15 protein-coding genes are annotated in these 16,022 nt (G+C 72.3%); 12 read left to right on the plus strand and 3 right to left on the minus strand.

Going from position 1 to position 16,022, the window contains the following annotated elements; all coding sequences use genetic code 11:
- Positions 1-31 precede the first annotated feature (31 nt).
- Both KZQ38_RS33800 and KZQ38_RS33805 read right to left on the minus strand, forming a co-directional pair.
- Entirely contained in the window at positions 32-2,809 is a 2,778-nt protein-coding gene (locus tag KZQ38_RS33800; RefSeq protein ID WP_219448095.1) for an AfsR/SARP family transcriptional regulator, read from the minus strand.
- 84 nt (positions 2,810-2,893) lie between these two features.
- On the minus strand, positions 2,894-4,282 hold the full coding sequence (locus KZQ38_RS33805; protein ID WP_219448096.1) for an MFS transporter: 1,389 nt from the start codon (positions 4,280-4,282) through the stop codon (positions 2,894-2,896).
- 201 nt (positions 4,283-4,483) lie between these two features.
- On the opposite strand from KZQ38_RS33805, the gene KZQ38_RS33810 reads away from it, so the two are divergent.
- Entirely contained in the window at positions 4,484-5,263 is a 780-nt protein-coding gene (locus KZQ38_RS33810) for an oxidoreductase (RefSeq protein WP_219448097.1), read from the plus strand.
- Between the two features lie 40 nt (positions 5,264-5,303).
- Here the strand turns inward: KZQ38_RS33810 and KZQ38_RS33815 are convergent, their stop codons facing one another.
- Positions 5,304-6,896 (minus strand): FAD-binding oxidoreductase, encoded by a 1,593-nt coding sequence (locus KZQ38_RS33815; protein WP_219448098.1) that lies wholly within the window; start codon positions 6,894-6,896, stop codon positions 5,304-5,306.
- Positions 6,897-7,424: 528 nt separating this feature from the next.
- Here KZQ38_RS33815 and KZQ38_RS33820 point away from each other — a divergent pair.
- From KZQ38_RS33820 to KZQ38_RS33870, 11 genes are all read left to right on the plus strand, one after another.
- A complete protein-coding gene (locus tag KZQ38_RS33820) occupies positions 7,425-8,045 on the plus strand; it encodes an LmbU family transcriptional regulator (RefSeq protein ID WP_308258727.1) in 621 nt (206 codons plus the stop codon).
- Between the two features lie 384 nt (positions 8,046-8,429).
- Positions 8,430-8,846: a cupin domain-containing protein gene (locus tag KZQ38_RS33825; RefSeq protein ID WP_219448099.1), complete on the plus strand. Its 417-nt coding sequence runs from the start codon at positions 8,430-8,432 to the stop codon at positions 8,844-8,846.
- Complete coding sequence (locus KZQ38_RS33830) at positions 8,843-9,169, plus strand: cupin domain-containing protein (protein WP_219448100.1); 327 nt, start codon at positions 8,843-8,845, stop codon at positions 9,167-9,169. Before KZQ38_RS33825 ends, KZQ38_RS33830 begins: the two co-directional genes overlap by 4 nt.
- Positions 9,166-9,558, plus strand: coding sequence for a cupin domain-containing protein (locus KZQ38_RS33835; RefSeq protein ID WP_219448101.1), 393 nt, complete (start codon positions 9,166-9,168; stop codon positions 9,556-9,558). Before KZQ38_RS33830 ends, KZQ38_RS33835 begins: the two co-directional genes overlap by 4 nt.
- A complete protein-coding gene (locus KZQ38_RS33840) occupies positions 9,551-10,270 on the plus strand; it encodes a cupin domain-containing protein (protein WP_219448102.1) in 720 nt (239 codons plus the stop codon). The genes KZQ38_RS33835 and KZQ38_RS33840 overlap by 8 nt, the downstream gene beginning before the upstream one ends.
- Positions 10,267-10,653: a cupin domain-containing protein gene (locus KZQ38_RS33845; protein WP_219448103.1), complete on the plus strand. Its 387-nt coding sequence runs from the start codon at positions 10,267-10,269 to the stop codon at positions 10,651-10,653. The genes KZQ38_RS33840 and KZQ38_RS33845 overlap by 4 nt, the downstream gene beginning before the upstream one ends.
- A 17-nt stretch (positions 10,654-10,670) precedes the next feature.
- The gene (locus tag KZQ38_RS33850; RefSeq protein ID WP_219448104.1) at positions 10,671-12,248 is read left to right on the plus strand and encodes a GMC oxidoreductase; all 1,578 of its coding nucleotides are present in this window, start codon (positions 10,671-10,673) and stop codon (positions 12,246-12,248) included.
- Entirely contained in the window at positions 12,214-13,452 is a 1,239-nt protein-coding gene (locus tag KZQ38_RS33855; RefSeq protein ID WP_219448105.1) for a DegT/DnrJ/EryC1/StrS family aminotransferase, read from the plus strand. The genes KZQ38_RS33850 and KZQ38_RS33855 overlap by 35 nt, the downstream gene beginning before the upstream one ends.
- Positions 13,449-14,999 (plus strand): 3-dehydroquinate synthase family protein, encoded by a 1,551-nt coding sequence (locus tag KZQ38_RS33860; protein ID WP_219448106.1) that lies wholly within the window; start codon positions 13,449-13,451, stop codon positions 14,997-14,999. Before KZQ38_RS33855 ends, KZQ38_RS33860 begins: the two co-directional genes overlap by 4 nt.
- Complete coding sequence (locus KZQ38_RS33865) at positions 14,996-15,544, plus strand: VOC family protein (RefSeq protein ID WP_219448107.1); 549 nt, start codon at positions 14,996-14,998, stop codon at positions 15,542-15,544. Before KZQ38_RS33860 ends, KZQ38_RS33865 begins: the two co-directional genes overlap by 4 nt.
- The gene (locus KZQ38_RS33870) at positions 15,541-16,020 is read left to right on the plus strand and encodes a cupin domain-containing protein (protein ID WP_219448108.1); all 480 of its coding nucleotides are present in this window, start codon (positions 15,541-15,543) and stop codon (positions 16,018-16,020) included. The genes KZQ38_RS33865 and KZQ38_RS33870 overlap by 4 nt, the downstream gene beginning before the upstream one ends.
- The last annotated feature ends 2 nt before the right edge of the window (positions 16,021-16,022 follow it).

Consider the following 16,022-nt stretch of genomic DNA (forward strand, 5'->3'; position numbering starts at 1 on the left):
CCGTTGCCGCCACTGTTCGCACATCACGTCGTCACCCGGCCACGAGGTCGTCGAGTTGCCGCCGCACCCGTTCGGCGTCGGCGTCACGGCCCTGTTCCCGGTACAGCTCCAGGGCCTCCTGCCACACCGCGCGGGCCCGATCACCCCGTCCGAGGGCGACGTGGGGGTGTCCGAGGCGGTCGAGGGTGTGGGCGGCGTCGGTGGTGTCGCCGAGCGCCCGGTACAGGGTGAGGGCCTGCTGGTAGTGGTCCACGGCCCGGTGGTGGTGGCCGGTGTGGTGGTCGATGAAGCCCAGGCTGTCCAGGACGGCGGCTTCGCTGTTGGTGGCGTGGTGGTGCCGGGCCAGGGCGAGGGCGGCCAGGCAGTGGTCGCGCGCGGTGTCGTAGTCGCCGACGTGCGCGGCGTACCAGCCGACCGCGTTGAGCGCCACGGCTTCCGCCACCGGCTCGTCCAGGGTGCGGAACAGGTCCAGGGCGTAGCGGGCGTGTTCGAGGGCTTGCCGGTCGTCGCCCTGCCGCTCGCGGATGCGTGCCAGGTAGTGGTGGGTCTGGGCCTGCTGGTTGGTGTCCTGGTGGTGCTCGGTCAACGCGAGGGCCCGGTGCAGGTGCTCGACGGCCTGGTCGTGCAGCTCCAGCTCGGAGTAGGCGTGGCCCAGGCGTCGGTGGGCGAGGGCACGCGTGGCGGGGTCGGGCAGGTGTTCGGCGGCGTCGACGGCGGCCTGCCACACGGCCAGCGCGTCGTGGCGGTGCCCGCGCCGCATGTGGAAGGTCGTCAACGCCCAGGCCAGGTGCCACACGGCCGGGTACCGCCCGGTGGCGTCGGCGGTGTGCTGGGCGGACAGCAGGTGCGGGTGGTGGGTGTTCAGCCAGGCCAGCGCGGACGGCGGGTCGGGCAGCGCGAGGGGCCGGGCGCCCGCGGCGGGCGGCCCGATCGTGATCGGCTGGCGGTGCGGGTCCAGCAGGCGGTCGGCGGCGTGTGCGGTGTGGAGGTAGTGGTCCACGACCCGTTCCAGCGCGGCCCGGCGCACCGGCTCGGTGAGGTGGTCGTGGGCGGTGGTGGCGGCGTAGGCGCGGACCAGGTCGTGCATCGCGTAGCGGCCGTGTGCGTGCCGGTCGAGCAGGAAGTGGTCTTCCAGGGCACGCAGTGCTTTGCGCGTGTCCACCTCCGGTTCCCCGGTGAGGGCGGTGGCGGCGGGCAGGTCGATGTCCGGGCCGGGTGCGATGCCCAGCAACGCGAACACGGTGCGCTGCCGGTCGGTGAGCCAGCGCAGGGACCACGAGAGCACGGCGGGCAGGCTGGCGGTGGGGTCGGTGTCGTGGTCGAGCATGTCCAGGCCGGACTCCCGCAGTTCGGCGGCGATCTCCGCGAGCGGCACGTGCGGGCGGGTGGCGGCGTGGCGTGCGGTGATGGTCAGGGCCAGCGGGTGGCGTCCGCACAGGCCCAGCAGCTCGTCGGTCACCGCGGACTCGGCGTCGATACGTGCCTCGCCCAGGCGTGCGGCCAGCAGGGCGCGCGCCTCGGCGGGGGTGAGCACGTCCAGGGACAGGTGGCGTGCGCCGTGGCGGTCGATCAGGGACGGCAGGGTGGTGCGGCCGGTGACCAGCACGGTGCAGGTCGGGCTGCCGGGCAGCAGGGGTGCGACCTGCTCGGCGGTGGCGGCGTTGTCCAGCACGACCAGCATCCGCCGTCCGGCGACCAGGCTGCGGTACCGCGCGGCCAGGCCGTCCCGGTCCGGCGGCAGCCCGTCGGGTGCCGCGCCCAGTGCGGTGAGGAAGCCGCGCAACGCGTCCGCCGGGTCGATGGGCCGTCCGGTGGGGCTGAAGCCGTGCAGGTCGACGAACAGCTGCCCGTCGGGGAAGCGGTGCAGGTTGCGGTGCGCCCAGGCCAGGGCCAGCCAGGTCTTGCCGATGCCGCCCGCGCCGCCGATCGCGGAGATCAGCACGGTCGAGGCGGTGGTGGTCGGGGCGTGGTCGAGCTGGGCCAGTTCCGCGTGGCGGCCGGTGAACATCCCCGGCGCGGCGGGCAGTTGGCGTGGCGTGGCGGGCGGTCGCCCCGCCTCCGCCGCGGGGTCGGCGAGAGCGGGGTCGGCGGCGAGGATGCGCTGGTGCAGGCGTTGCAGGTCGGGTCCGGGGTCGGTGCCCAGGTCCTCGGCCAGGCGGGCACGCAGGCGCCGGTAGTGGTCCAGGGCGTCGGCTTGGCGGCCGTTGCGGTACAGCGCGAGCATGAACTGCCCGGCCAGCCGCTCGTCCAACGGGTGCGTGGTGGTCAGGGCGGCCAGGCCGGTGAGCAGACCGGCGTGCCGCCCCAGCCGTAACCGGAGGTCGTTGTGGTCCAGCTCGGCGGCCAGCCGCTGCCGCTCCAGCTCGGCGCGGACCGCGTCGATCCACGGGGTGTCCAGGCCGGTGCACGGTTCTCCCCGCCACAGCTCCAGCGCCCGCCCGAGCAACGCCGCCGCGCCCTCGTCGTCGGTGGCGTGGGCGTCGGCGACCAGCCGGTGGAACCGGTGCACGTCCACCGCGTCCGGGTCGACGACCAGTTCGTAACCGCCGGAACGACGCACGATGTCGGCCTCGCCGGTGGCCCGCAACGCCCGGCGCAGGCGGGACAGGTAGCCGTACAACGAGTCCCGGCCGCCGTACGGGATCCGGTCGCCCCACGCGCGGTCGAGCAGCTGATCGGCCGACAACCACTGGTTGGCCGCCACCAGCAGCACGGCGAGCACCCACCGCTGCCGGGCGTGCCCGAGGTCGACCGGGCGGCCGTCGACCTCGGCCTCCACCGGGCCCAGCACGCGGAACTCCACCGCCATCGCGGACATCCCCCCAGCCGACCGGCGACTTGTCGGCACCGGTCTAGCAGGGCCGTTGCCCGATTTCAGGTTTACCTCAGGTTTTCATTCGATCAGCCGAGTACCGCTCCCCGCCGCCGCTTCGTCCACTGAAGACCGCGACCTGCCGCGCAACAACGCCGTCACGACCAACGCCACCGCGATGCACACCACGCCCAGCACCCACAGCACGAGGTCCATGGCGGCCGGGTAACCCGCGCCCGCCAGGGTGCCGGAGGTCCGGGCGGCCACCACCGAGCCGACCACGGCGATGGCGAGGGTTTCCCCGGTCAGCTTGGTGGTGTTGAACAGACCCGCGGCCACACCCGCCTGCGCCGCGGGCGTGCTGCCGACGGCCAAGCCGTCCAGCAGGCCCGTCGCGATGGCGATCCCGACACCCATCACGAGCAGCGGCCCCGTGCGGTCGTCGGTGGCGGCGAACCAGAACGCACCCGCGCCGACCAGCACCAACGACGCGATGACCTGGACCGGCGGGCGCACCCAGCGGGCGGCCATGCCGCACAGGACCGGCACCACGAGCATCGGCCCGGTCAGCAGCATGACCAGCGCGCCCGCCTGCGCCGCCGGCAGGCCCAGCGTCGCCATGAAGTACGACGGCAGGTACACCACCAGCGGACCGAACACGGCGACGATCGCGACGACGGCGGCGCACAGCCCCAGGAACCTCGGGGACGTCAGCAACCGCAGGTCCAGCACCGGTTCGGCGGCACGCCGCTCGATCCGGACGAACAAGGGGAACAGCACCGCCGAGCCCAGCGCCGCGAGCAGCACCGGCGGCGCCGTCCAGCCCAGTTCCGGGCCCTCCACGAACACCAGGATCAGCAGCACCAGCGCGGCGGTGAACGCCACCGTGCCCGCCCAGTCCATCCGGGCCGCCGCGGTGCGGCCCGATTCGGGCAGGAACCGGAAGAACGCCAACGTGATCAGGCCGATCACGCCGGGCAGCGCGAACGCGCCGCGCCAGCCGAACGACTCCATCAGCAGCCCCGCCAGGGTCGGCCCGAAGGCCAGGCCCAGCCCGATGGTCGCGCCGAACAAGCCGAACACGCGGGTCCGCCACGCCCCGGTGAAGGTCTGCGCGAGGACCGCGCTGGCCCCGGTCACGGTGGCGGCGGCGCCGATCCCGGCCACGACGCGGGCCAGGTCGAGCAGGACGACGTCGCCCGCCACCGCGCTCACCAGCGCGCTCACCGAGAACACCAGGACGCCGGCGGCGAACGTCCGACGCCGGCCGTACCGGTCCGCGAGCGAACCGGTCACCAGCATGAAGCCGGCGAAGGTCGCGCCGTAGCCGTTGACGACCCATTGCACGGCCGCGAGCGTGGCGGGCAGGTCCTCCGTTATCCGGATGAGCGCCACGGAAGCGCCGCTGAGGGTGAAGGGAACGAGGAACAACGCGGTCAGCGAGATGACGACCGTTGCGGTGCGGTTCATGTCGGGTAACCTCAATGCGCGTTGGCCGACAAATCGTCCCGGTGCGCACGATCCCCGGTCGCGCAACGCAAAGCGCATTCACGACCGGCATCGCGGACGACCGCGCACCGGTGCCGGCGGGCCGGGTGGAATTCCAGGAGGCGGAGTGCCCGACGGGGCCTCGCCGGGCAGAACCCGTGCAGTCGAACGAACGGAGCGTGGATGAAACTGGAACTGGAAGGCAAGACCGCACTCGTCACCGGCGCCAGCCGGGGCATCGGGCTCGCCATAGTCCAGGCGCTGGCCGCGGAAGGGGTGCAGGTCGCCGCGTGCGCGCGGACGACCAGCACGCCGCTGTCCGAAGCCACGCCGTTGATCCGGCAATTAGATCTGACCACGCCGGCGCGGGCGGTGGAACTGGTGGACTGGGCGCTCGGCGAACTGGGCGGCATCGACGTGCTGGTCAACAACGTCGGCGGCTCGCCGGCCCGCACCGACGGTTTCCTGGCGATCGACGACGACGAGTGGCAGCAGGCGTTCGAGCTGAACTTCTTCAGCGCCGTGCGCACCACCCGCGCGGCGCTGCCCAGCCTGCTCGAACGCCGAGGGAGCATCATCAACATCGGTTCGGTCAACTCCCGCCTGCCGCTGCCCCGGCTGATCGACTACTCCGCCGCCAAGGCCGCCCTGTCCAGTTTCGGCAAATCGCTCGCCGAGGAGGTGGGGGAAGCCGGTGTCCGGGTGAACACCATTTCGCCCGGACCGACGCGGACGGCGGTCTGGACGTCGACCGACGGCATGGCGTCCGGCCTTTCCCGCAGCGCCGGCGTCGACCACGAGGAGTTCGTGGCGCAGGTGCCGGCGATGACCGGGATGAACACCGGCCGGTTGGCCGAGCCGGAGGAGATCGCGGCCCTCGCGGTGCTGCTGGCGTCCGGCCGCGTGGGCAACATGAACGGCTCGGAACTCGTGCTCGACGGCGGGATGCTCAAGCAGCTCTGACCCGGTGGGGCGGCGGGCACGGCCGGCCGCCCCACCGCCGTCAGGGTTGGATGGACTGCCGGTGGCGGAAGACGTTGCGGGGGTCCCAGCGCCGCTTCACCGCGCGCAGCCGCGGGTAGTTGACGCCGTAGTACAGCTCCACCCCGGACCGCCCGGACCGGTTCCACGCGGGATCGTCGAGGTCGGCGTCCGGGTAGTTGACGTAGCAGCCGCCGGTGCGCTCGTCGTGCAGCGGCACGCCGCCGGTCTCGGAGAACACGTCGCGGTAGAACTCGCGGATCCAACCGAGGTGGTGGGCGTCGTCGGCCGGGTCGGTCCAGTAGTTCTGGATCAGCAGCTTCAGCACCGAGTCGCGCTGGACCGCCGCGGTCGCCCGGGGCGGCACCGAGTTGACCCGGCCGCCGTACGCGGAGAGCAGCAGCAACGCCGTGTCGTTCCGGTACTCGGCGTCGGTCAGGTAGCGGTAGGCGATGCCGACCTGGTCCTCGGACAACGCCACGCGCAGGTACGCCGACCGGTACTTGGCCCGCATGCTCGGGTTGGTCAGCATCGGGCTGCCGGTGGCCAGCATCTGCGTCGCCTGCAACCAGGGCAGCCGCCGGGGCGTGACCAGCTCCGGGCGGGGCAGGTGCTCGCCCATGGCGTTGGTCACCGGTCCGGTCGGGACGTCGACGCCGTCGCCCACCGCGTCGAGGAACTCCGCCAGGACGGCCTCCGCCGCCGCCACCGACGCGTCCATCTGCGTCAGCATCCCGATCTGGCCGTTCGAGCGGTGGTTGAGCTGGAGCGTGGCGAACAAGCCGGCCGCGGGCGAGTCGGGGTCCTGGTTGCGGACCTGCCAGCCGGTGAAGTTGTCGACCAGCCGGCGGAACGAGGTCTCGGTCATCGCCGCCCACTCCCAGGAGACGGCGCTGACCAGGACCTCGGACGGCGGCGCGGGCAGCAGCGGCGCGGTGTCGTCGTCGTCCGCGGCGGGTGACCGCAGCCAGTACCGGGTGACCACGCCGAAGTTGCCGCCGCCGCCACCGGTGTGCGCCCACCACAGGTCCCGGTTCGGGTCGTCGGCCTCGCGCGTCGCGGTGACCAGCCGGGCGATGCCGTCCTCGTCCACGACGACGACCTCCACGGCGTACAGGTGGTCGACGACCAGGCCGTGCTTGCGGGACAGGAAGCCGTAACCCGCGCCGCAGATGTGGCCGCCCGCGGCCACCGAGTAGCACATGCCGCCCGGGAAGGTCACGCCCCGGAGCCGGTAGATCGTCTCGTAGACGTCGAGCAGTTCGGCGCCCGCCTCGACGGCGAACGCGTTCATCCTCGGGTCGAAGTACACCTTGGTCATCTCGGACAGGTCGATCACGACGTTGACGTCCGGGTGGTACACGAAGTCCTCGTAGCAGTGCCCGCCGCTGCGGATCGAGATGCGCTTCCGTGCCGTGACGGCGTCCTGCACCGCGCGCCGCACCTCCGGACCCGAGGTGGGCAGGCACACGTAGTCGGGACGCCCGACCCATCGCTGGTTCTTGCCGCGCACCAGGTCGGGATACCTGCCGTCCTGCGGTAAAACGCGAACCAACGTCGATTTCCGCCCGTTCTCCGCCGTGTCCTCCAGCCCGATCAGCCGGCCCTGTTCCATTGATGCCCCATTCATGTGTTCGTCCGGGTTATTGCCGTTCAGGCTGCCACGATCCGCGGCGGAACGCCGGCCGGGTGATTGATCTTGCCGGTGGCCGCGGAAGTGATGACGGCTCACCCGCCGGCGTGTTCGCGGGTCCACTCGGATAAGAGGGTTGACAGCGGCTGTGGATACGTGTGCACCGCCCCGAAACCGCTGCGAAGAAAGTGCACGTCGTGCAGGGCGACTGCCATCTCACTCTTTCGGGTGGATAGATCATGAAGCGGTAAATGCCCGCCCACGCCCCGTGTCGGCTGTGCTACGGTTCGAAGTGCAGGATCGGGGAGGAAACTGCCGTGAGTCGAGGTTGGGAAGAATGTGCCGACCGGGCCGACTATATCGCAGCACCGACGGAAATCGCGCGCCCCGGACGCGGGTCGATTTCCGGACCACTCGGGCGACCGGTACCGCCCATTTGTCAATGACGACCGGGGAACCGTCACCACGAGTTCACCCGCTCGCCGATCTCGGAGCACCTCTGGGGGGAACGTGCCGCCGCGAACCGAACAACGAATCCAGCAGCCACCGGGCGGGTCGCGCACCCGTCCCGAACAGGTGCTGATCTCCCGGCTGGGGCTGCACTTCGCCGCGAACCTCAGCTACGGCGACTGGGAACGCGCCGGGACCCAGTTGTCGCGCATCGTCAGCTCGTCGGCCTGGTGCCTGGGCGACTGGCTGGTCCGGGGTCAGGAGAACTACCCCGACCGCTACGTCCGGGCCGTCGAGACCGCCGGGCTCGACTACCAGACGCTGCGGAACTACGCGTGGGTCGCCCGGTGCTTCCCGATGCGGCGGCGTCGGGAGCGGTTGAGCTTCCAGCACCACGCCGAGGTCGCGGCCCTGGACGTCGCGCGGCAGGACGAGTGGCTGGACCGCGCGGAGGAGGGGAGCTGGTCGCGCAACGAACTCCGCCGCCGCATGCGCGCGCACCGGCAGGGCGCGGCGGCGATCACGGCCACGACGTCGTTGCTGCCACGCGTGCCGGTGGCGCGGGAGCGGGTGGAGCGCTGGCGCGCGGCCGCGCGGCGGGTGGACAACCACCTGGAGCACTGGATGGTGGTCGTCCTGGACCACGCCGCGGAGAACGTGCTGGGCGCGGAGACGCCGTAGGGCGGGTCGCGCACGACCACGAACGCCGCCGTCCCGCCGGCGGGACGGCGGCGGGTGGGCCGGGTGGCCGCGGGCGCTGCCGCGCGGGTGGCGGCGGGGGCCGGGTGGCCGCAGGTGCCGCTGGGGCGGTGGTTGTGGGCCGGGCGGTGTGTCGAGCAGGGGACGTTTCCCTTGTGGCACAAGGCTTCCCGACGCGCCCGGTGGTGGACGTCCCGCAGTCGCTGCCCTAGGCTCCGCGGCACGGATGTCCCGTTGTGCCTCCCGGTGCGTCGAATCGACCGTCCGCGGTCGTGCCACCGGCACTCCGCCCGGAATCCGTGAACCCCGCGAACAGCCGGCGCCGCACCGGCTCGCGCACCAGCCTTCGAACCTGATGGAGGGGGCATGACCGAACACGTGGTGATCGCAGATCTCGACGAGACGTCCGCCGTCCACGGCGTGCACGGGGCGGCCGGGGCGTCGGAGTGGAAGTGCTTCGCCCGCCGCGACAACCTCTTCGGGCGGTGGGAGGCGATCGAGTGGGCCGCGCTCCCGCCGGGCGGCGTCAGCGGGGCGCACGTCCACACCCGCACGGAGGAGCTGTACTTCATCGTCGCCGGCACCGGGGTGATGCTCCTCGACGGCCAGGAGCACCCGGTCCGGGGCGGCGACCTCATCCTGAACGGCCTCGGCACCCGGCACGGCCTGCGGAACGCGGGTCGGGACCGGTTGGAGTGGCTGGTCATCGAAGTCGTGGGACCGCCGATGGCGGACGCCTACGCGCACCACCAGAAGAAGATCGACATCGGGGGACGACAATGAGCAACGCCGTGGTGGTAAACCTCCGCGAGGTGCGGGAGATCGACGCCGGGGACTTCCTCAGCGGCCCGCTGGGACGCATCCGCCTGCCGCACCTCCAGCCGGGGCAGCGGGAGGCGCTGGTCGCGCAGGGCCAGGAGCACACCCTGTTCGTCGTGCGCGGCAACGGGAACGCGGTGTCCGGGTCGGTCACCGTCGCACTGCGGCCCGGCGTGGCGCTGACCCTGCCGCTGGGCAGCGAGGTCACCGTGGAAGCGGGCGGCGAGGGGCTTGAGCTGTTCATCGCCAGCCTGGCCACCCCGTCGGCCGCGGGTGCGGTCGGATGATCGTCACCAGCGCCGCCGGCCTGAGCCGGGCCGCGGACGACCACGCGTGGCGCTGCCTGGCGCGGCGCGGGATGCTGCACAGCGAGTGCGAGGCCGTCGACTACCTCCGGCTGCCACCGGGCGCCACGCGGGACGGGCGTGGCCGCGATGGCGTCGACGTGGTCTGGTTCGTCCTCAGTGGACAGGGCCGGTTCAGCGACGGGAACCGCTCCGTCGAGCTGAACCCGGGCGACCTCCTGCTCTCCACGGGCGGCAGCCGCGGGAAGCTGCACAGCGCCGCCGCCCCGCTCGAACTGCTCTCCCTGACCGTGCTGCCGACCGCGGTGACCGAACGGCTCCCCGCGCGCGTCCCGGTGGCGTCGTGGCTCCTGGGCGGCGGCCATGGCTGACCGACTGGTGGTCACCACCCTGGACGAACCGTCCGAGGTGCACGAGATGCACGGCGGCGAGCGGGTCGCGCGGTGGAAGTGCCTGGTGCGGCGGAACAACATGTTCGGGCCGTGGGAGGCGGTGGAGTGCTCCTCCCTGCCGCCGGGCGCGGCCAGCGGCGTGCACCTGCACAGCCGGACCGAGCAGTTCGACTACGTGGTGTCCGGGCGGGGCGTCATGACGATCGACGGCGTGGACCACCCGGTCGCCGCCGGCGACCTGGTCACGACCTGCCTCGGCACCCGGCACGGCATCCGCAACACCGGCGCGGACGACCTGGTCTGGCTCGTCATCGAGGTGTCCGGGCCGGGGATGGCGGAAGGCGTGCCGGACCGGGCCGCCAACGGCGTCCGCGCGGAGGTGGTCGACCTCCGCGCGGCCCGCGACGTCGACGCGCTGGACTACCTCGCCGGGCCGCTGCGCCGGGCGCGGCTGGTGCGCCTCGACCCGTCCCGGGCGGAGTCCCTGGTCGCCGACGACCAGGAGCACGTGTTGTTCACGCTCACCGGCACCGGGACCGCGACGACGGGGTCCACCAGCGTGCCGCTGCGGCCCGGTGTCGCGGTGGGCCTGCCGCACCTCGGCGCCGCGTCGATCGCGAGCGGGCCGGACGGGGTGGAGTTCTTCGTGGTGAGCCTTGCCGTACCGGGGAAAGCGGGTGGTGCGACGTGATCGTCTCCAGGACGCACGACGGCCTCACGGTGGCCTTCGACCGGAACGCCGGCTGCGCCGCGTGGCGGTGCCTCGGCCGCCGGGGGATGTTGTTCAGCGAGTGCGAGTCGTTCGACTACGTCCGGCTCGCGCCGGGGGCGGTGCTCGACGAACGCGGCCGGGGCGACATCGAAGAGGCGTGGTTCGTGTTGCGCGGCAGCGGTGAGTTCACCGTCGAGGGGGAAGCGCCGCTGCACGTGGAAGCGGGCCGGCTCGTGCTCTGCCCACACCGGACCGGCGGCACGTGGCGCGGTGTCGGTGACTCCGCGCTGGAACTGCTGGTGCTGGCCCTGATGCCCGCCTCGGTGAGCCGACGGCTCCCCACGCGCACACCCGCCGACTGAACCGAAAGGGGGGACACGTGAACCACCAACGCATCGAGGTCGACGTCCTCGTCGTGGGCTCCGGACCGGTGGGCGCGACGTTCGCGCGCACCCTGGTCGACGGCGGACGCGAGGTCATGGTGGTGGACGCCGGCCCGCAGCTCTCCAGCCGCCCCGGCGAGCACCTGAAGAACCACCTCGCCTACCAGCACAGCCACGAGCGGTTCGGCACGCTGATCCGGGGGCACCTGCACCCGTTGTCGCGCGCCGCGCCGGCGGCGGTGCCGGACCAGCTCATCAGCCTGGACGCGGGCGTCGCGACGTACGCGGTCGGCGGCATGGCCACCCACTGGACGGGTGTGACGCCCCGGCACCACCCGGGTGTCGAGCGGTCCGACGTCATCCCGGCCGCCGAGTGGGACGCGCTCTACGGCGACGCCGAGGCGTTGCTCAACACGCGCACCGACCTGACCGCGGACGCCATCTCCCACCAGGTCGTGCTGGACGCGCTCGCCGACGAGTACGCGGAGCTGCCCCGCCCGTACGGGGTCCAGCACCTCCCGATGGCCGCGGAACGCCGCACCGACAACCCCCGGCTGGTGCGTTGGACGGGCGCGGACACCATCCTGGGCCCGCTGGCCGACGGCGCGCGGGACGGGTTCGTCCTGCGCGAGCAACACCAGTGCACGCGTCTCGTGCCGACGGCGGACGGGTCCCGCATCGCCTACGCCGAGATCGTGGACCACATCGCGTGGCGGACCCTGCGCGTCGAGGCGACCACGTACGTCGTCGCCTGCGGCGCCGTCCTGACCCCGCAACTGCTCCACGCCTCGGGCATCCGCCCGCCCGCGCTCGGCCGCTACCTCACGGAGCAGCCGGTCGCCTTCTGCCAGGTCGTGCTCCGCGACGACCTGGTAGGGCGCGTCGCGACGGACCCGCGCTTCGCCGACCGGGTGGCGACCCACCGGGCACGCCACCCCGACGACGTGCTGCCGATCCCGGCGGACGACTTCGACCCCAACGTGTGGATCCCGGTGTCACGGGGCCGGCCGTGGCACTGCCAGGTCCACCGCGACCTGCCCTACGACGGCATGGTGCCGGACCCGGACGTGGACGAGCGGCTGGTGGTCGACCTGCGCTGGTTCGGCCTGGTCGACCCGAGGCCGGAGAACCGGGTCCGCTTCTCCGACACCGCGCGCGACCGCTACGACATGCCGGAGGCGCGCTTCGAGTTCTCGCTCGGCGAGGCGGACCGCGTGCGGCAGCACCGGATGATGGCGGACCTGCACCGGGCCGCCGCCGCGCTCGGGCCGTACCTGCCCGGCTCCGAGCCGCGGTTCGTCATCCCCACGTTGCCGCTGCACATCGCGGGCACCACGCGGATGGGGTCCGACCCGGGCACCAGCGTGGTCGACACCGGTTCCCGCGTCTGGGGCGTGGAGAACCTCTACCTCGGCGGCAACGGCGTCATCCCGACCGGCACCGCGAGCAACCCGACGTTGACGAGCGTGGCGCTGGCGCTGCGCGCGGCACGCGGAATCCTCGGCTCCGGACGACAACTCCCAGCAGAAAGGCACGCGCATGAGCAGCGGCCCAGGACACCTGTTCCTCGGTGAGGACGAGAAAGCACTGGTCCACCGGGCGCTGGACGAGTGGCAGCTCAACCGCTACCGGTTCGGCGAATCGGACGAACCGTCCATGGTGTACGCGCTGGAACGCGAGTTCGAGCAGCGCACGGGCGCCCGCCACTGCCTCGCGGTCAACAGCTGCACGTCCGCGTTGCTCACCGCGCTGGTGGCGCTCGGCGTCGGTCCCGGCGACGAGGTGATCGTGCCCGGGTACACGTTCATCGCGTCCATCGCCGCGATCGTCCACCGGGGCGCGGTACCCGTGCTCGCCGAGATCGACGAGTCCCTGACCCTCGACCCGGAGGACGTGGTCCGCCGGATCACGCCCGCCACGAAGGCGATCCTCGCGGTGCACATGCTCGGCGCACCGGCGGAGATGGGCGAGTTGCGGCGGATCGCGGACGAGCACGGGCTGTTCCTGGTGGAGGACGCCGCGCAAGCCTGCGGCGGTCGGTACCGGGGCCGCGCCCTGGGCACCATCGGCGACGCGGGCGCGTTCTCGCTCAACCGGTTCAAGATCATCACCAGTGGTGACGGCGGCCTGCTGACGCTGGCCGACGACACGGCCTACGAGCGTGCTTTCGCCTTCCACGACCACGGGTTCAAGCCGTTGCGCCAGGGCATCGCCGACGCGGACTCGCTGTTCGGGATGAACCTGCGGATGCACGAACTCAGCGGTGCGGTGGCACTCGGGCAACTGCGCAAGATCGACGACATCCTGGGCACGCTGCGCAAGCAGAAGACGGCGTTCCTGGACGCGATCGGCGAACTGCCGGGCGTGACGCGCAGGCGCATCACCGATCCGGACGGGGAGTGCTCCTCGTTCCTGGTCCTGCGCTTCGAGACCGTCGAGGCGGCACGCGCGGTGGCCGGACTGCTCGGCACGTCCACGCTCATCGACTCGGGCCGCCACTACTACGGCAACATGCCCCAGTTGCTCGCCCGCCGCACGCCCACCCCGTCGGAACACCCCTTCTCCTGCCCGGCCCACCCCACCGACCGGCGGTACACGCCGAACATGCTGCCCCGCACGGACGACGTGCTCGGCCGGTCGGTCGCCCTGTCGGTCGGTGTGGTCGACGCCTACCTGGGCTCCGGGGTCGGCATCAACCCGCTCTCGTCGCCGGACGAGATCGAGGCCGCGGCCCGAGCCGTGCGATCAGCTGTCTACGAAGTGGTTGCGAGGACATGAACACACGATCCGGAACGACCGACACGACCCACCACTGGCGCGTGCGGGCCGAGCAGTCCATCGACTACGAGGTCCGCATGACGGACGGCGTCTTCGACCCGGCCAACCGCGCGTTGCTGGACGCGGGGACCACCGTCCGCACCGACCGGCCCCGCCGGTTCGTCGTGATCGACGCCAAGGTGCACGACCTCTACGGCGGCGCGCTCCGCCGGTACCTCGAACACCACGACTGCGAGTACCGCCTGTGCGTGCTGTCGGCCGCCGAAGAGGCCAAGACGATGGAGTCGGTGTACACCGTGGTGCACGGGCTCGACTCGTTCGGCATCTCGCGCAGGCACGAGCCGATCATCGCCATCGGCGGCGGGATCCTCCTGGACATCGCGGGTCTGGCCGCCAACATGTACCGGCGCAGCACGCCCTACGTGCGGGTGCCGACCTCCCTCATCGGGCTGGTCGACGCCGGGGTCGGCATCAAGACCGGGGTGAACTTCGGCTCGCACAAGAACCGGCTCGGCACGTACTTCGCGCCGACCGTCGCGTTGCTGGACCGGGGTTTCCTGGCCACGGTGGACGACCGGCACATCAGCAACGGCCTCGCGGAAATCCTCAAGATCGCCCTGATCAAGGACGCCGAGCTGTTCCGCCTGCTGGACGAGCACGCGGAACTGCTGCTCGCCGAACGGCTCACCGGCCGGACGCCGACCGGTGACGCCGTGGCCGCGGCGGTGTTCCACCACGCGGTGGGCGGGATGCTGGAGGAGCTGGAGCCGAACCTGTGGGAGCAGCACCTGGAGCGCCTGGTCGACTACGGCCACTCGTTCAGCCCCACCCTGGAGATGCGGGCACTCCCGGCGCTACTGCACGGCGAGGCGGTCGCCGTCGACATGGCGCTCACCACGGTGCTGGCCGAGGCACGTGGTCTGGTGTCCACCGAGGACCGCGAGCGGATCTTCGGCCTGATGCGCAGGCTCCGCCTGCCCACGTGGCACCCGTTGCTGGAGCCGGACCTGCTGGAGCAGGCGTTGCGGGAGACCACCCGGCACCGGGACGGGCGGCAGCGGATGCCGATCCCGGTCGGCATCGGCGACGCGTGCTTCCTCCACGACCTCACCGTCACCGAACTCGCGGGCGCGGCCGACGTGCTGCGCGTGCTGGCCGAGGACGCGCCGGCCGGTGAGCTGGTCGTCACGGACGTCGGCGGGACGCCTGAGGCCGCGGCGGACCGGGTCATCCGCCGGGACGGCGTGAGCAGCACCCGGGAGGTGATCACCTGGTCGTCGCTGCCGCCCGGCACGTCGCGCGAGGAGGGCGCGCGGACCGGCACGGACAGGTTCTGCTTCGTCCTCGACGGTCACGGCGAGCTGCGCGTCGGCGACACCACGCACGCGATGCGCCCCGGTTACCTGATCGCCATCCGGGCCGGCGCGGTGCACCGCTTCGCGAACCCCGGCGGCGAAGACCTGAGCTGGCTGGTGATCGAGGTGCCCGGTCCGCCCGACGGGCTGGTGCTCACCGCGGACGTGCCGACGCCGGGGGGTGTCTCGTGAGCGGGGGCATCCCGGGTGCGTGCGGGGTGCACCACGTCGCCTACACGGTGCCCGACCTGGAGCAGGCGGTCGAGTTCTTCACCGAGGTCGTCGGCGCGGAACTCGCCTACACCCTGGACTCGGTGCGGGACGACGAGGGCGACTGGATGACCCGCAAGCTCGACGTGGACGCCGCGGCCACCGCCCGGGTCGCCATGCTGCGGCTCGGGCCGGTGACCAACCTGGAGCTGTTCGAGTACACCGCGCCGGACCAGCGCAGGCAGGTGCCCCGCAACAGCGACTGGGGCGGCCACCACCTGGCGATCCACGTCGCGGACGTCGACGCCGCCGCGGCGTACCTGCGGGCGCAGCCGGGCGTCCACGTGCTGGGTGACCCGGAGACCATCACCGACGGACCCATCACGGGCGACCGCTGGGTCTACTTCGTGACGCCGTGGGGGATGCAGATGGAGCTGATCAACCTGCCGACGGGCGCGCCGTACGAGCAGCGGACGGATGTGCGGCTGTACCAGCCGGGCGAGCGGAGCGGGGGAGGGGTGTCATGAGCCCGTCCACGCAGCCGGAGCTGGTGCCGGCGGGCGAGGGGGAGACGATCTGGTTCGACGGCAACGTCTACACGGTCAAGATCAGCGGCGAGGCGACCAACGGCGCCCTGTCGGTCCTGGAGTCCTCGATCATGCCGGGCTGCGGCCCGCCGCTGCACGTGCACACCGTGGCGGACGAGGTGTTCCACGTGTTGTCCGGCCAACTGGAGTTCCAGGTCGGCGACGCGGAGTTCACCGGCCGGGCGGGGGACTACGTCTTCGTGCCCCACGGCACCCCGCACCGCTTCAAGAACATCGGCGTGCACGTCGCGCACACGATCTTCGCCTACACCCCGGCGGGATTCGAGAAGTTCTTCCTGGAGTCGGGTGAACCGGCCGTGGCCGGCACCCCGGTCCCCCAGTGGAGCAGCGAGGAGTTCGAGCGCGCGGTGGCCATCGCGCCGCGGTTCCACTGGGAGGGACCGCCGACCAAGTAGGA

It is taken from the genome of Saccharothrix obliqua, assembly GCF_019375475.1.
In the GTDB taxonomy this organism is placed as follows: domain Bacteria; phylum Actinomycetota; class Actinomycetes; order Mycobacteriales; family Pseudonocardiaceae; genus Actinosynnema; species Actinosynnema obliqua.

Bases quoted from the DNA above. Each gene is read 5' to 3' on its own strand.
- KZQ38_RS33800 (WP_219448095.1), bottom strand. From the start codon at position 2,809: ATGGCGGTGGAGTTCCGCGTGCTGGGCCCGGTGGAGGCCGAGGTCGAC.
- KZQ38_RS33835 (WP_219448101.1), top strand. From the start codon at position 9,166: ATGATCGTCACCAGCGCCGCCGGCCTGAGCCGGGCCGCGGACGACCAC.
- KZQ38_RS33860 (WP_219448106.1), top strand. From the start codon at position 13,449: ATGAACACACGATCCGGAACGACCGACACGACCCACCACTGGCGCGTG.
- KZQ38_RS33815 (WP_219448098.1), bottom strand. From the start codon at position 6,896: ATGGAACAGGGCCGGCTGATCGGGCTGGAGGACACGGCGGAGAACGGG.
- KZQ38_RS33810 (WP_219448097.1), top strand. From the start codon at position 4,484: ATGAAACTGGAACTGGAAGGCAAGACCGCACTCGTCACCGGCGCCAGC.
- KZQ38_RS33825 (WP_219448099.1), top strand. From the start codon at position 8,430: ATGACCGAACACGTGGTGATCGCAGATCTCGACGAGACGTCCGCCGTC.
- KZQ38_RS33840 (WP_219448102.1), top strand. From the start codon at position 9,551: ATGGCTGACCGACTGGTGGTCACCACCCTGGACGAACCGTCCGAGGTG.
- KZQ38_RS33805 (WP_219448096.1), bottom strand. From the start codon at position 4,282: ATGAACCGCACCGCAACGGTCGTCATCTCGCTGACCGCGTTGTTCCTC.
- KZQ38_RS33855 (WP_219448105.1), top strand. From the start codon at position 12,214: ATGAGCAGCGGCCCAGGACACCTGTTCCTCGGTGAGGACGAGAAAGCA.
- KZQ38_RS33870 (WP_219448108.1), top strand. From the start codon at position 15,541: ATGAGCCCGTCCACGCAGCCGGAGCTGGTGCCGGCGGGCGAGGGGGAG.
- KZQ38_RS33830 (WP_219448100.1), top strand. From the start codon at position 8,843: ATGAGCAACGCCGTGGTGGTAAACCTCCGCGAGGTGCGGGAGATCGAC.